This window comes from Streptomyces sp. NPDC051569, assembly GCF_044454085.1.
In the GTDB taxonomy this organism is placed as follows: domain Bacteria; phylum Actinomycetota; class Actinomycetes; order Streptomycetales; family Streptomycetaceae; genus Streptomyces.
In genome coordinates, this window is sequence record NZ_JBITDJ010000002.1 from 142184 (window position 1) to 155990 (window position 13807).

15 protein-coding genes are annotated in these 13807 nt (G+C 68.6%); 5 read left to right on the forward strand and 10 right to left on the reverse strand.

Annotation, left to right across the window (positions count from 1 at the left end; genetic code table 11):
• The first annotated feature begins 93 nt into the window (after positions 1 to 93).
• A complete protein-coding gene (locus tag ACIBAE_RS03585) occupies positions 94 to 492 on the forward strand; it encodes a VOC family protein (protein ID WP_399282130.1) in 399 nt (132 codons plus the stop codon).
• Positions 493 to 573: 81 nt separating this feature from the next.
• On the opposite strand, the gene ACIBAE_RS03590 is transcribed toward ACIBAE_RS03585, so the two are convergent.
• The 4 genes from ACIBAE_RS03590 to ACIBAE_RS03605 are packed head-to-tail and all read right to left on the reverse strand — an operon-like array spanning position 574 to position 3601.
• Positions 574 to 1218 carry a hypothetical protein gene (locus tag ACIBAE_RS03590; protein ID WP_399282131.1) on the reverse strand — a complete coding sequence of 215 codons (645 nt, stop codon included), beginning with the start codon at positions 1216 to 1218 and terminating at the stop codon, positions 574 to 576.
• A 34-nt stretch (positions 1219 to 1252) separates the two neighbouring features.
• Complete coding sequence (locus ACIBAE_RS03595; protein ID WP_399282132.1) at positions 1253 to 1957, reverse strand: hypothetical protein; 705 nt, start codon at positions 1955 to 1957, stop codon at positions 1253 to 1255.
• A 37-nt stretch (positions 1958 to 1994) separates the two neighbouring features.
• Positions 1995 to 3275 carry a putative T7SS-secreted protein gene (locus ACIBAE_RS03600; RefSeq protein ID WP_399282133.1) on the reverse strand — a complete coding sequence of 427 codons (1281 nt, stop codon included), beginning with the start codon at positions 3273 to 3275 and terminating at the stop codon, positions 1995 to 1997.
• Positions 3275 to 3601: a hypothetical protein gene (locus tag ACIBAE_RS03605; RefSeq protein WP_399282134.1), complete on the reverse strand. Its 327-nt coding sequence runs from the start codon at positions 3599 to 3601 to the stop codon at positions 3275 to 3277. Before ACIBAE_RS03605 ends, ACIBAE_RS03600 begins: the two co-directional genes overlap by 1 nt.
• Before the next feature lie 365 nt (positions 3602 to 3966).
• On the opposite strand from ACIBAE_RS03605, the gene ACIBAE_RS03610 reads away from it, so the two are divergent.
• Together ACIBAE_RS03610 and ACIBAE_RS03615 are read left to right on the forward strand one after the other, a co-directional pair.
• Positions 3967 to 4251 carry a hypothetical protein gene (locus ACIBAE_RS03610; protein ID WP_399282135.1) on the forward strand — a complete coding sequence of 95 codons (285 nt, stop codon included), beginning with the start codon at positions 3967 to 3969 and terminating at the stop codon, positions 4249 to 4251.
• 26 nt (positions 4252 to 4277) lie between these two features.
• Positions 4278 to 5459 (forward strand): glutathionylspermidine synthase family protein, encoded by a 1182-nt coding sequence (locus ACIBAE_RS03615; RefSeq protein ID WP_399282136.1) that lies wholly within the window; start codon positions 4278 to 4280, stop codon positions 5457 to 5459.
• Positions 5460 to 5644: 185 nt separating this feature from the next.
• On the opposite strand, the gene rocD is transcribed toward ACIBAE_RS03615, so the two are convergent.
• The 4 genes from rocD to ACIBAE_RS03635 form a co-directional block, all read right to left on the reverse strand.
• Entirely contained in the window at positions 5645 to 6850 is a 1206-nt protein-coding gene (gene rocD / locus ACIBAE_RS03620) for an ornithine--oxo-acid transaminase (protein ID WP_399282137.1), read from the reverse strand.
• A 183-nt stretch (positions 6851 to 7033) separates the two neighbouring features.
• Complete coding sequence (locus tag ACIBAE_RS03625; protein ID WP_399282138.1) at positions 7034 to 7834, reverse strand: hypothetical protein; 801 nt, start codon at positions 7832 to 7834, stop codon at positions 7034 to 7036.
• Between the two features lie 103 nt (positions 7835 to 7937).
• Entirely contained in the window at positions 7938 to 8795 is an 858-nt protein-coding gene (locus tag ACIBAE_RS03630; RefSeq protein WP_399282139.1) for a hypothetical protein, read from the reverse strand.
• A gap of 5 nt (positions 8796 to 8800) precedes the next feature.
• Positions 8801 to 9430 carry an RNA polymerase sigma factor gene (locus tag ACIBAE_RS03635; protein WP_399282141.1) on the reverse strand — a complete coding sequence of 210 codons (630 nt, stop codon included), beginning with the start codon at positions 9428 to 9430 and terminating at the stop codon, positions 8801 to 8803.
• Between the two features lie 151 nt (positions 9431 to 9581).
• On the opposite strand from ACIBAE_RS03635, the gene trpS reads away from it, so the two are divergent.
• Both trpS and ACIBAE_RS03645 read left to right on the forward strand, forming a co-directional pair.
• Positions 9582 to 10595 carry a tryptophan--tRNA ligase gene (trpS, locus tag ACIBAE_RS03640; RefSeq protein ID WP_399282142.1) on the forward strand — a complete coding sequence of 338 codons (1014 nt, stop codon included), beginning with the start codon at positions 9582 to 9584 and terminating at the stop codon, positions 10593 to 10595.
• Positions 10596 to 10846: 251 nt separating this feature from the next.
• On the forward strand, positions 10847 to 11437 hold the full coding sequence (locus tag ACIBAE_RS03645; protein WP_399282143.1) for a 2'-5' RNA ligase family protein: 591 nt from the start codon (positions 10847 to 10849) through the stop codon (positions 11435 to 11437).
• A gap of 97 nt (positions 11438 to 11534) precedes the next feature.
• Here ACIBAE_RS03645 and ACIBAE_RS03650 read toward each other — a convergent pair whose 3' ends face one another.
• Both ACIBAE_RS03650 and ACIBAE_RS03655 read right to left on the reverse strand, forming a co-directional pair.
• Positions 11535 to 12290 carry a decaprenylphospho-beta-D-erythro-pentofuranosid-2-ulose 2-reductase gene (locus ACIBAE_RS03650; RefSeq protein WP_399282144.1) on the reverse strand — a complete coding sequence of 252 codons (756 nt, stop codon included), beginning with the start codon at positions 12288 to 12290 and terminating at the stop codon, positions 11535 to 11537.
• Between the two features lie 67 nt (positions 12291 to 12357).
• Entirely contained in the window at positions 12358 to 13686 is a 1329-nt protein-coding gene (locus ACIBAE_RS03655) for an FAD-binding protein (protein WP_399282557.1), read from the reverse strand.
• Positions 13687 to 13807 lie beyond the last annotated feature (121 nt).

Genomic DNA, 13807 nt, shown 5'->3' on the forward strand with positions numbered 1-13807 from the left:
GTCATAGGATCGCCGGTACGGCATCGCGTGTCGGTCACCGTCCGGGTGAGGCATGGAGGTGTCCGTGAGTTTGCCTGACGGAGGCATTCCACCATGTCGGTCCAGTTGAATCACACCATCGTCCACTCCCGGAACAACCGGGAATCCGCCGAGTTCCTGGCGCACATCCTGGATCTCGAAGTCGGCCCCGAGTGGGGTCCGTTCATCCCGGTCGCCTTGAGCAACGGCGTCACCCTGGACTTCGCGACCATCCCGGCCGAGTCCGTCGTCACGCAGCACTACGCCTTCCTGGTCACCGAGGAAGAGTTCGACGGAATCTTCCGGCGCATCCAGGACGCGGGGATCACGTACTACGCCGACCCGCACCTCAAGCAGCCCGGCGAGATCAACCACCACGACGGCGGCCGGGGCGTCTACTTCATGGACCCGGCCGGACACGGCCTGGAAGCCATCACCCGTCCGTACGGCGGCTTCGCTGACGGCGAGAACTGACGGCGAGAGCTGACGGACCGACCCCGGAATTCCGTCGGGCGGCCCTTCACCGGGTCGCCCGACGCCGTGGTGGTGGGGCTGCTACCCAACCCGGGCGAACACAGGCTTCTTCCAATTCCTTTTCGCAAGCTTTGCCTGTTCCGCCCTCGCGATACGTTCGGCGCCGGCCTGCTCACGTCTCGGAGCCATTTTCTCCCAGTCTGCGGGATTCAGAAACATCATCGCATTGCTGCCGGGTACAACCAGTACGCCTCCGAACGGGAGATCGCCCGCAATCCACGCGCCATTCTCAATTCCTTCCGGCCAGCGGCGGCGTCCGGCTGCGTTGAGGGCCAGCATCGAAGGTGCCCCGTGCTGACCGCGAATCGATGCCCGAATAGTGAACACGTTCCCGTATTCAGTCCATTCGGTTCTCTTGTAGACCACTCGCGTGTGGAATTCAAGAGGATAGAGGCGCATCACCCTTGCGCATTGTGTGATGCGAACCCCGTACCGGACTCGGTAAAGCGTAAAAATGAAGACGTACATCGGCGGGACCATGAGCAGGGCCAGGAAGAATGATTCCGGGACTCCCAATTTTTGCAGCACTATTGGCAGTGCAAACAAGGCTGCGATGATGGCGACGCGTACTGCGATGAACTTGGCCAGGATGATGTAGTTCTGCTTGAGAACCTGATCGACATCAAGGGTATTGGGCGGGTTTCTTGGAGAGCTCTCGGTCAGCACGCCTGTTTCCTTCACGCTCAGCCATTGCGGTGGCTTATCCGAAGTCGTTTCTGATCGTCGCGATCGCTGATGTCGGATCGAGGTCCTTCGTGTCGTCCCTCGCTCTCGGGAGTGACGGATCAGTGAAAGTCAGGGTGTGCGCGACGCCCAGCAGAACATTTCGGTAGTCATCAGCCAGATGGACGGCGGAGGTCACCAGCTGAATCACGATGATGTCGGGTGTGCCGGACCCGGTCACCGCGACCGCGCCCTGCCAGATCGTGCCCTCCAGGGGAGCCACACCCCCTTCCGGCGGTCTCCCCGGAGCGACCGTATGCCTCTTCTCCTCGGCGAGGAATCCGATGCCGCAGGGCAGTCGCATGGGGCGCACGCCCCCCTCCTGGGCACCGTAAGCCGTTCCGGCCATACTGGAGAGGATCAGCTTTGCGTTGACTCCGGGCGTTGGAACCGTCGAGATGGTGAGCGTGGAGGAGGCGAATCCGCCGACGTCGTCCCTGTGCAGACCGATTGCGCACCCGCGCACATTGTTCGCGTTCAGTGCAGTAATGACGCCGCTGTAGAAGCGCAGAAGTTCCTCGGCCTGCTCGCGCAATTCATTCGGCAAGTCAAGCACCTGTTCCACCAGGTTCTCGATCTGTTCCAATGAAGGGGCGAGGTCGATCTGAAGATATCCGTGTGGAATGCCGTACCAGAAGGAAATATCTGACTTTTCGGTGATTGCCGGGGAAAATTCGTTCACTGGCTGATGTTCCTGTTGGGATTCGAGGAGGTGTTGATCATATCCATTTCATCAGCTCTGCAAAAGAAAATACTCCGGCGCCGGCCTTGACAAATTCTGAGGCATTGTGGCTGACGCCTTCCTTCGGAACGGTCCCCAGACTCTCCAGGGAAGAAACGGAGTTGGCGGCGACATTGAGGCTGTTGACACTGATGCTGGACATCAACTTGGCGGCTCCTCCCGTACTCTCTCGGGCTGCATCCCATGCCTCGTCGACATCGTTCTTTGCGGTATTTTTCACCACGGAGCCAAATTCCCTGACGAATTCAGCTGCCTTTTCCGTGTTCTTGACTGCCACGCCCATTTCTTCGGCAGCCCTCAGGCCGTCGACCATTTCTCTTCCCGCTGTTCCCAATGCTCTTCCTCCTGGAACCATGCCGACGGCGTCGCCGCCTACGGATGCCCATGCGGAAAGTGTGTCCATGTTCCACCCGAACTTGTCGCCCGTCGGGAGAAAGGCGTCCCTGAACTCCGGGTCGGAAAAATTCTTGGCCATGGACGTCGCGCTTGCCACGATCGCGATCCCGGCGAAGATCGGAGCGAGCGGCGTGGGGAAGAGGGCCAGCAGGCCGGCGATGGCGCCGATGGTTCCCGCGTGTTCCTTGAGAGCATTGAGGGACTCCTTGATGACGTTCCCGAGGTCACTCAGCCAGCCCGGCTCCTTCGGCGCCAGCTTGTCGGTGGCGTCGTCGAGGGACTTGGCGACCACGTCCGCCTGATCGGAGTGCGTGGTCTCCAGCGTCTGCGCTTTGGTGATGACGGCGTCATACGCGTCATTGGCCTTGTTCAGCTGGGTCGTCGCCTCGCCGAGACTGCGCTCGGCCGCCCGCAGCCGCTCCGTCGCCGCATCGGCCTCTTCCTGGCTGGCGAACTGCTGACCCGCGAGCTTGAGATCCGGGTGCTGTTCGGCGCGTGCGTGCTGGTCCCTGGCGGTCCGGGCCGCCGCCTTCTTCTCGGCGGCGTCATCGTCGTACTTCCGCGCGAGGTCGCGGTTGGAGGTCAGATGGCCGTCCCAGTTCCGCAGCTGCGCGGACGCCTTCTCCAGGGACCGTGCCGCGTTCTTGACGTAGGTCGGCAGCTCGCCGTCGATCGCCTCGCGGAACTTCTGGGCCGCTTCGCCTTCCCAGTAGCTGCTCTCACCGAGGAGCTTCTGCAACTGGTTGTGACACGTACGCAGCGCGGCCGCCGCCGACGTCACCTTCCCCTCCAGGACGGTCACTTCACCGGGGATACCCGGTGTCGGATTCCAGCCGAGGTGGGGGTAGGGGTTCGCCGCCATCAGTGCGCGCCCCCTTGCCCCTCGGTCGTGCTCTTCGCCAGATGCTGGAACGCCTTTTCGAGTGCGTCCTCGACCTCTTCGTAATTCTTCTTGTTGGACTTCACGCCTTGGCTGATGGTCTCGATCAGCTTCCTGGTCTCCTCGGAGCCGTACTTCCAGCGCTCCTGGAAGCCGTCGCACGCCTCATCCAGCCGCTTTGTCCCGATCTGGTCCGCTCGGACATGAGCCAGAGCGGCACGCGCTTCGTTCAGATCCCGGATGCAGCCCTCAAGCGTCCTGAGGAAAGTCCCCAACTGATCCACATCTGTCTTGAAGTGATCCCCCATGGAGCGGACTTCTCCCTCGTTTCCTTACCGGCTCATCACCAATCCGGTGCGGATCCTGGAGGGCACCGCTCACCACCCGTGCCATGCCCTCCAGCGAATCCGGCCGGAGTCCCTCGACGCGTTCAGCCGCGAAAAGCACCGTGCCGAACGTCCTCTCCAGCACCCTACCCGCCGTGTTTTCGGTCGCCGGGGTGTTCGTAGCTCCTTACGGTGAAGCCCAGTTGAGGCCCGGACGCCCAGGTCGAGACTTCGCTCTCCGTGGTGGGCAACCCAGGAGGCGACCACCCTTACAGAAGGGCCGTTCGGGCATCTAGTGTGGAGGCGCCCCGCAGGGCGGGGCGAAGACGACACGGGGGAGACGGCGGATGACAACGCGGCAGCGGAATTTCAGGTCGGGCGCGGTGGTGCTCGGCGGTATGGGGATGCTCGCGCTCGCGCTCAGCTCGTGCGCCTCGGAGCCGGACAAGCGGTGTGTGGATCCGGTGACGCACGAGATACTGCCCAGTTACGAGTGCGACACCGGCGGCCACGGCACGCACTACTACGGCGGCTCCGTGCGCCACGGCAGGGTCTCGGGCGGCAGCACCCACAAGTCGGCGGTCGAGAAGGGCGGCTTCGGCGGCTCGCATTCCAGCTCTCACGGCGGCTGAATCCCACCGCGATCGGCGAATCACTGATGCAACGTCACACCATCGAGCCGCGCCCCGGCTGGCAGCGGACCGTCGAGGGGCAGGGCGTCGTCTACCCGCTCACCCGCCACCCGGACGGCTCGCTGCGGCCGTACTGGGACGAGAGCGCGTACTACGCGTTCACCCTGCCCGAGGTCGAAGCGCTCGAAGAGGTCGTCGAAGAGCTGCACGCCATGTGCCTGGAAGCTGCCGCGTACATCGTGAAGCACGAGCGGTTCGCCGACCTCGGCATCACCGATCCCCGGCTGGCCGCCCTGGTCGCCGAGTCCTGGCGGCGCCGCGCCGAGCTGCCTTCCGTCTACGGCCGCTTCGACCTGCGGTACGACGGCACGGGGCCGGCCAAGATGCTGGAGTACAACGCCGACACCCCCACCTCACTCGTGGAGGCCGCGAGCGCGCAGTGGTTCTGGATGGAGGAGAGGTTCCCCGGCGCTGACCAGTGGAACTCCCTCCACGAACGCCTCGTCGCCGCCTGGAGGCACCAGTCCGCCCTCCTGCCGCCCGGCCCCGTCCACTTCGCCCACTCCGACACGGACGAGCTGGGCGAGGACCTGATGACGGTCGCGTATCTGCGCGAGACCGCCGAGCAGGCCGGGCTCGCCACCGAGGCGCTGTCCGTGGAACAGATCGGCTGGGACCGGCTGTCCGGCCGCTTCGTCGACGACCGGCTGCGCTTCATCCGCAGCTGCTTCAAGCTCTATCCGTGGGAGTGGCTGACCAGCGACCGGTTCGGCCCGTACGTCCTGGACACCCTCGACAACGGCGGCTCCACCGGCACCACGTGCTGGATCGAACCCGCCTGGAAGATGCTCCTCTCCAACAAGGCACTCCTCGCGATCCTCTGGGAGCTGCACCCGGGCCACCCCAACCTGCTGCCCGCCTATCTCGACGGCCCCCGCGAGCTCGTCCGCCAAGGTGGTTACGTCGCCAAGCCGCTCCTCGGCCGCGAGGGCGCCGGCGTGACCATCCATGAGCCCGGCGCCGTTCCGGTCGTCCGGGACGAGGCGTGCTGCTACCAGGGGCTCGCGCCGCTGCCCGACTTCGACGGCAACCGCGTGGTGCTCGGCGCGTGGGTGGTCGAGGACGAGGCGGCCGGGCTGGGCATCCGGGAGTCGGCGGGTCCGATCACGGACGAGTACGCCCGCTTCCTGCCCCACGTGATCCTTTGACGCCGGTCGTGGCGATGACGTGCTTCGACGTCTCCGGCAACTCCGGTGAGATCAGGACGACGGTATGAGCGCGGAAACGACCCGGTCCCGTGCTCGCCTGCACGGACGCCCCGTGGATCATGTCCCCAGGGCGCCGCGACACCGCCAATCTCACGTACCGGGCCGCATCCGCCGCATCAGCCGAACTAGTCGGCGAGTACCGCCCGCAGCTGGTCCAGGCCCCAGTCCAGGTCCTCCTTGCTGATCACCAGCGGCGGGGCGATCCGGATCGTCGACCCGTGTGTGTCCTTCACCAGCACGCCCCGGTCCATCAGCCGCTCCGAGATCTCCCGGCCGGTGCCCCGCGAGGGCGTGATGTCCACCCCGGCCCACAGCCCCCGGCCGCGCACCGCCTCGACGGCCCCGCCACCCACCAGCAGCCCCAGCTCGTGGTGGAGGTGGTCGCCCAACTCGGCCGCGTACTGCTGGAACTCACCGGTCCTGAGCATCGCGATGACCTCCAGGGCCACCGCGCAGGCCAGCGGGTTGCCGCCGAACGTCGAACCGTGCTCCCCGGCCTTGAACACACCGAGCACCTCGGCCGAGGACACCACGGCGGACACCGGCACGACCCCGCCGCCCAGCGCCTTGCCGAGGATGTACATGTCGGGCACCACGCCCTCGTGTTCGCAGGCGAAGGTCTTCCCGGTCCGGCCGAGGCCCGACTGGATCTCGTCCGCGATGAAGAGCACGTTCCGCGCCCGGGTCAGCTCACGCACCCCCGCGAGATAGCCGGCCGGCGGAACCAGCACCCCGGCCTCGCCCTGGATCGGCTCCAGCAGCACGGCCACGGTGTTCTCGGTCATCGCGGCGTCCAGTGCGGTGAGATCGCCGTACGGAACGATTTCGAAGCCCGGGGTGTACGGCCCGTAGTCGGCCCGCGCCTCCGGGTCCGTGGAGAAGCTGACGATCGTGGTCGTACGCCCGTGGAAGTTGTCGGCCGCGACGATGATCTTCGCCATGTTGTCCGGTACGCCCTTGACGCGGTACCCCCACTTCCTGGCGGTCTTCACGGCGGTCTCCACCGCCTCCGCGCCGGTGTTCATCGGCAGCACCATCTCCATGCCGCACAGCTCGGCGAGCCCCGTACAGAAGTCGGCGAACCGGTCGTGGTGGAAGGCCCGGGACGTGAGTGTCACCCGCTCCAGCTGCGCCTTGGCAGCCTCGATGAGCCGCCTGTTGCCATGGCCGAAGTTGAGCGCCGAGTACCCGGCGAGCATGTCGAGGTAGCGCCGCCCCTCGACATCGGTCATCCACGAACCGTCCGCCGAGGCGACGACGACGGGCAGCGGGTGATAGTTGTGCGCACTGTGCGCCTCAGCCGAGGCGATGGCGCGCTCCGTTGTCGACACGGGGTCTCCGATCGGTCAGGAAAAGCTGTCCGGCGTGAGCGGGGCGGGGCCCCACTTCCTATCGTCGCTCGCAGTGTGGACGGGGAAACCTTGCTTTCGGGATGCCCTGTCTGAACGGCGCCTAGGCTGAGCTGTACGCCTGGATAACGGGTGGGCGGCCGGCCAGGATCCCGTCGCGCCCCCTCAGTCGGAGGAAAGACGGTCCGGCGGGGCATCCAGCAACTGCTGACGCGGTCCTCCGGTCTCCTCCTGATCGCGGCCCCACCGGACCGGCCGGCCCCTCAGGCGTCCCGCCATCGGTCGCAGCACCAGACCGAGCGCGGTGCCGGCGGCGAGCCCCGCTGCCGCCACCCACCACCAGCCCGTCACCCCGTCGCCGGGCGTCCCAGGCCCGGCCTCCGCCTCGGCCCGGGGCACTGCCCGGCTCTCGGGCCGGCTCTCGGGCGCGGCGGCCGGGGCATTCGCGCCCGTCTTCCAGGAGGACGGCAACCAGGCGCCGCCGACCCCAGATCCGGTCTTCTCGCCCATCAGGCCGAGCCTCCCCAACAACGCCCGCAGCACAGCCGGTTGCTCCGCCTTGTGCCAGGTGTCGTCCTGAGGCGAGGAGCGCTGGGTCGTGAATATCCATAGGACGGAGGTGTCCGCGCTCGGATAGACCCGGTCCAGCCGCCATGGCTGCACGTCGTGCAACATCCACGTCACGGTGATCTGTCGCGAGCCGATCGCCGAGTCCAGCGACGGCGGTCGCTCCCGCTGCCCCGATCCCCGCGCCGGCAGTGTCTCCGGGGTGCCCAGCTGCTCCGCCAGCTCCGCGTACTCCTCGGCGCTGCTGTAGAGAGCCGCCGCCTCCCCGCTCTCCGGTGAGGTGATCAGCACACTGGTCGGCCCCCCGGCCACCGCACTCGGCGCGAACCCCCAGGCGAGCGCCAGAACCACCACCGCTACGGCCGTCCTGCCGAACGTCCGCTTCTTCCCCTGTCGCATGTCTCCCCCTGCCGACGTGCTGTACGGACCCTCCGCACCGTGTCCGTGTCACCTCCTTTACACCGCTCGGCCCCGGCCGGTTCCCCCCTTTCCCTGCGGCGTTTCAGTGGATCGACTCCGCGATGACCCGCGCACGCGCCGCCGACGGAACCCCTTCCAGCCGCAGCGTGAGCCGCTGCCCGCCCGCAGGCGTCCGGTTCGCCAGGCCCGCGCCACCGTCCTCCGGGAGCGGGCCACCGTCATCCCAGAGCAGCGTGGGACCCGCCGTCCGAACGGATCGCGTCCAGTCGGCGCCGTGCTCGTCGATCAGCCGGAGACGCAGCTCGTGCGGCTCCTCGAACCAGAGTCCCGTGCCACCGCCGACCGGTATCCACTGCGGCATGATCCGCACCTGCTTCATGAGGCCGATGTCCAGCGACGCCGTGAACTCGTCGAGACGCACGGTCTGTCCCTTCGCCGTCCAGCAGAGACTGACGACGGACCTGCCCGGCGCAGCCTCGGCCACCGAGATCACGTCCGGAGCGCCGAGCTCGGTCGGCAGCCGGGGAACGAAACCGGCCTGTCGGATCACCTCCGCCGTCGGGACCGGGGGGTCGCACCCCGGGACCGGCTCGGGCGCCGCCGGGAGCGGGCTCGCCGACGGGTCGTACCGCACCTCGACCCCGCCGAAGTCGAACCAGTCCGCGACCGCCGCCCGCACCGGAGGCGTCAGCACGAGCACCAGCAGCACCCCGGAGAAGGTGGCGGCCAGCGCGCGCCATCGCGCGCGCAGCCGTCGGCGGATCCGCGCCCACCACCCCGGCGGTGCCGGTACCGGCACCGGCACCGCTTCGGTGAGGAGCTGGGCCAGGACCCGCTCGGCCATCGTCGCCCCGTCGACGTCAGGAAGCCGCATGCCCCGGCCCAGCGTCCGCAACTCCTCCGGCAGCCCGCCGGAGACCGTGCTCTCCTCGTCGCCCATGCCGCTCACCCGCTCACCGCCCGTCCCGTGCCGCCCCCTGGCCCTGACGACCCCTGCCCTGACCCCGGCCCGTGCTCCAGCCCCGGCCCGTGCTCCAGCCCCGACCCGCGCACCGGCATGATCCGTCTCAGCTTCCGCAGGGCGCGATGCAGCCTGGATTTGACCGTGCCCGGCGGCCAGCCCAGCGCCTCGGCCGTCTCCGCCTCGTCCAGCTCCAGCAGATAGCGGTACGTCACGACCAGCCGCTGCGTCTCGCTCAGCTTCTCCAGCGCGGCGATCAGCACCGCACGCTGCTCCTCCGCGACAGCCGCCGCAGCCGGGTCCGCCGATTCCGGTATCAGCGGCTCGGCACCCAGCAGGACGGCCTCACGGCCCGCGAGGGCCCGCAGCCGGACAGCCGAGCGCACTGTGTTGCTTGTCTCGTTGACGACGATCCGCAGCAGCCAGGGACGGAACGGAGCGCCGTTCCTGAATTCTCCCAGCGAGCGGTACGCCTTGAAGAACGCGGCCTGCACCACATCCTCCGCTTCCGAACCCGCGCCACAGGCCACGGCGGCCCGCAGTGCGACGCCCGTATACGCGCGCACCAGCTCCGCGTACGCCTCCGGCTCACCGGAACGCACGCGCGCGATCACCGCCGTCTCATCCGCAACCGTCAGGGTGCGGCCCCCCTCCAGGGTCCCCTCCCGAGTGCTCACGCCCTTGATACACCGCTCGCGGGACTTCCGTTCCGTCCTTCGGAGATCCGTTCCCGAGCTGTCGGCCGTACCTGAGAGAATGGTGGACATGGCCTCTGATCGTCCCCGCGCGCTCTCCGGTATCCAGCCCACCGCAGGTTCTTTCCACCTTGGGAACTATCTCGGTGCGGTCCGTCAGTACGTGGCGCTGCAAGAGACCCACGACGCGTTCTACATGGTCGTGGACCTGCATGCGATCACCGTTCCGCAGGACCCCGAGGCGTTGCGCTCCAACACCCGCCTCGCGGCCGCGCAGCTCCTCGCCGCCGGGCTCGACCCCCGGCGCTGCACCCTCTTCGTCCAGAGTCATGTCCCCGAGCACGCGCAGCTCGCCTGGGTCATGAACTGCATCACCGGCTTCGGTGAGGCCTCCCGGATGACGCAGTTCAAGGACAAGTCCGCCAAGCAGGGCGCGGACCGCGCCACGGTCGGACTGTTCACGTACCCGATCCTCCAGGTCGCGGACATCCTCCTGTACCAGGCGAACGCGGTCCCCGTCGGTGAGGACCAGCGCCAGCACGTGGAGCTGACCCGCGACCTCGCCGAGCGCTTCAACTCCCGCTTCGGTCCGACGTTCACGGTGCCGGCCCCGCACATCGTCAAGGAGGTCGCGAAGATCTACGACCTCCAGGACCCGGCGATCAAGATGAGCAAGTCGGCGTCCACGCCCAAGGGCCTGATCAATCTGCTCGACGAGCCGAAGACGACCGCGAAGAAGATCAAGAGCGCGGTCACCGACACGGGCAGCGAGATCCTCTTCGACGCGGCCGCCAAGCCGGGCGTGAGCAATCTGCTCACCATCTACTCCACCCTCACGGGCACCGCCATCGCGGAGCTGGAACAGAAGTACGCCGGTAAGGGTTACGGTGCGCTGAAGACGGATCTGGCGGACGTCATGGTCGATTTCGTCACACCGTTCCGGACGCGCACCCAGGAATATCTGGACGACCCGGAGACGCTGGACTCGATCCTGGCGGAGGGCGCCGAGAAGGCCCGCGCGGTCGCCGCCGAGACACTGGCGCAGACCTACGACCGGGTCGGCTTCCTGCCCGCCAAGCACTGACGACGGCGCCAAGCACTGACGACGGCGCCAAGCACTGACGACGGCGCCGAGGTGCCGACGTACTGAGGTCGGGGGACTGAGGTCGGGGCGCTGAGATGCCGAGGCGGCGGCGCACCAGGCGGTGGCGGCCGTCACTGGCCACCCGGGCGGTGTGACCGTCACACTGGCGGCCGGCACCACCACAACCGCTGATAGTGCCGATAACGCTCACAACAGTCGCAACGCTCATAAAACAGACTGAGGAGAACGATGTGGGGACCGTAACGCTCGGCGTTTCGATCGCGGTCCCGGAGCCGTACGGCAGCCTGATCCAGGAACGGCGTACGGGCTTCGGCGATTCCGCCGCGCACGGCATCCCCACCCACGTCACGCTCCTGCCGCCCACGGAGGTCGACTCGTCGGCGCTGCCCGCGATCGAGGCGCATCTCGCCTCGGTCGCGTCGGCGAGCCGGCCCTTCCCGATGCGGCTCTCCGGCACGGGGACGTTCCGTCCGCTCTCCCCGGTCGTCTACATCCAGGTCGTCGAGGGCGCGGCGGCCTGCTCCTGGCTCCAGAAACGGGTCAGGGACGAGTCGGGACCGCTCGTCCGCGCCTTGCAGTTCCCGTACCACCCGCATGTGACCGTCGCGCACGGCATCGCCGAGGAGGCGATGGACCGGGCCTACGAGGAGCTGTCGGAGTACGCCGCGGAGTGGAGCTGCACCTCCTTCGCGCTGTACGAGCAGGGCGAGGACGGGGTGTTCCGCAAGCTGCACGAGTACGCGTTCGGCGGCGGCGGGGACACCTCGGCCGTGCCCACGCAGTCCAGCTCCACCGACCAGTCCGCCTCGCTGCGTCCCTAGGTCCTGTCGCCGGACAGGGCCCAGTGCCGTTCCCGGCGAGCTCAGCCCCGTCGCGCAGGCGTTGCCGGTCGCGGCGCCGGCGCCCGCCGCGCCGGGCTCACATCGGCAGCCTGCGGAACACCGGCCTCGGCAGGTGGCGCACCGCCGTCATCACCACGCGCAGCGCCCCCGGCACCCACACCGCCTCCGAGCGCCGCCGCAGCCCCAGCTCGATGGCGACCGCCACCGCCTCCGGCGTGGTGGCCATGGGTGTCTCCTCCCGGCCCGCCGTCATCCGGGACCGTACGAAGCCCGGCCGCACGATCATGACCTGCACCCCGGTGCCGTGCATGGCGTCCCCCAGCCCCTGCGCGAACGCGTCGAGCCCGGCTTTGCTCGACCCGTAGATGAAGTCGGCGCGGCGGGCCCGTTCGCCGGCCGCCGACGACAGCACCACCAGCGAGCCGTGCCCTTGCGTCTGGAGCGCGGCCGCGCACACCAGCCCCGCCGAGATCGCACCGATGTAGTTGGTCTGCGCCACGCGCACCGCCGCCAGCGGCTCGGACTCGTCGCGCGCCTGGTCGCCGAGTACGCCGAAGGCGAGCAGCACCATGTCGATGTCGCCCTCCGCGAAGGCCTTCCCCAGCGTCTCCTCGTGCGAGGCGGGTTCGAGGGCGTCGAAGGCGACGGTACGGACGTCCGCGCCCAGAGCGCGCAGCCCGTGAGCGGCGGAGTCCAGGGCGGCGGAGGGGCGGCCGGCCAGCCAGACCGTACGGGTACGGCGGATGATCAGCCGGCGCGCGGTGGCCAGCCCGATCTCCGACGTACCACCGAGGATGAGCAGGGACCGTGGGGTGCCGGAGGCGTCCTTCATCGTTCTCAGTACTCCTTGGGGCTGTAGGGCTGTAGGGCTGTACGGCGGTGGGGGTGCGCAACAGGACCTAGAGGCCCAGGCGGCGGGAGAGGTCCGAGGCGAAGACCGCGTGCGGGTCCAACGTGGCCCGCAGCGCGCGGAACTCGTTCAGACGCGGGTACATCGCGGCCAGCAGTTCCGGCCGCATCCGGACATCCTTCGCGAGGCGGACCCGGCCCCCGGCCGCCGCGACCTCCGCGTCCAGCTCGTCGAGGAACGAGGCGATCCCCGGCAGCCCGGCCGGGATGTCCAGGGCGAGCGACCAGCCGGCCATCGGGAACGACAGCCACCCCGGGCCGCCCGCGCCGAAGCGTTTCAGTACGGCGAGGAGGGAAGGGCAGCCGTGCCGCGCGATGCGCTGCACGATCCGCCGCAGGGCGTCCTCCTGGCCGTACCCGACGACGAACTGGTACTGGACGAAGCCGTCGCGCCCGTAGATCCGGTTCCAGTGCGGGACACCGTCCAGCGGGTGGAAGAACGCCGGGAGCCGCCGCAGCTCACGCGTGCGCCGGCGGGGCGTCTTGCGGTACCAGAACTCGTTGAAGAGGCCGACCGCGGCCCGCCCCAGCGCCCCCGACGGCACGAAGGAGAGCGGCGGTGGGAGCTGTCCCGGCCGGAAGGCGAGTGGCATGCGCCGGGCGTGCGCCTTCAGGGCGTCGGGCGGCGCGTGCTCCCCGCGCGTGAGTACCGAGCGCCCCAGGGCCGCGCCCCGTGCCAGCGGATCGATCCAGGCGACCGAGTAGCGGTAGCGGTGGTCGGTGGTGGCGAGGCGCGCGAGCAGGTCGTCGAGGTCCCTGGCCCGCTCGGTGTCGACGGACATCATGGTCGTCGCGACGCGGTGCAGCCGTACGGTCGCCGAGAGGATCACGCCCGTCAGGCCCATCCCGCCCGTGGTCGCGTCGAAGAGCGGGGTGCCGGGGAGGACCGTACGGACCTGGCCATCGGCGGTCAGCAGTTCCAGGGAGCGCACGTGGCGGGCGAAGGATCCGGACATGTGGTGGTTCTTGCCGTGGATGTCGGAGCCGATCGCGCCGCCGACCGTCACGTAACGGCTCCCGGGGGCCACCGGCACGAACCAGCCGAGCGGCAGCAGCACCTCCATCAGCCGGTGCAGGCTCACGCCCGCGTCGCACACGACGACGCCCGCGTCCGCGTCGATCCTCCGGATGCGGTTCATGGCGGTCAGGTCGAGGATCGAGCCGTCCGCGTTCTGCGCCGCGTCGTCGTACGCCCGGCTCATGCCCCGGGCGATGGAGCCCCGGATGCCGGCGCCCCGTCCGGCCGTGGCGGCTTCCTCGTACGAACGCGGGCGGACCAGCCGGGCGGTCGTCGGAGCGGTGCGGTCCCAGCCGGTCATGGAGAGGAAGGTGTCGAAGTCCGAGCCGGGCACGTAGTCCGAGCCGGGCAGGTAGTCCGTCCCGGGCACGTAGTCCGCGTCGGGGACCGGGTCCGGAGGGGTGCCGGTTCCGGCGCCCGTG

Coding starts and splice junctions, on each gene's coding strand:
- ACIBAE_RS03585 (WP_399282130.1), top strand. CDS start 94: ATGTCGGTCCAGTTGAATCACACCATCGTCCACTCCCGGAACAACCGG.
- ACIBAE_RS03600 (WP_399282133.1), bottom strand. CDS start 3,275: ATGGCGGCGAACCCCTACCCCCACCTCGGCTGGAATCCGACACCGGGT.
- ACIBAE_RS03605 (WP_399282134.1), bottom strand. CDS start 3,601: ATGGGGGATCACTTCAAGACAGATGTGGATCAGTTGGGGACTTTCCTC.
- ACIBAE_RS03610 (WP_399282135.1), top strand. CDS start 3,967: ATGACAACGCGGCAGCGGAATTTCAGGTCGGGCGCGGTGGTGCTCGGC.
- ACIBAE_RS03615 (WP_399282136.1), top strand. CDS start 4,278: ATGCAACGTCACACCATCGAGCCGCGCCCCGGCTGGCAGCGGACCGTC.
- ACIBAE_RS03625 (WP_399282138.1), bottom strand. CDS start 7,834: ATGCGACAGGGGAAGAAGCGGACGTTCGGCAGGACGGCCGTAGCGGTG.
- ACIBAE_RS03630 (WP_399282139.1), bottom strand. CDS start 8,795: ATGGGCGACGAGGAGAGCACGGTCTCCGGCGGGCTGCCGGAGGAGTTG.
- trpS (WP_399282142.1), top strand. CDS start 9,582: ATGGCCTCTGATCGTCCCCGCGCGCTCTCCGGTATCCAGCCCACCGCA.
- ACIBAE_RS03650 (WP_399282144.1), bottom strand. CDS start 12,290: ATGAAGGACGCCTCCGGCACCCCACGGTCCCTGCTCATCCTCGGTGGT.
- ACIBAE_RS03655 (WP_399282557.1), bottom strand. CDS start 13,686: ATGACCGGCTGGGACCGCACCGCTCCGACGACCGCCCGGCTGGTCCGC.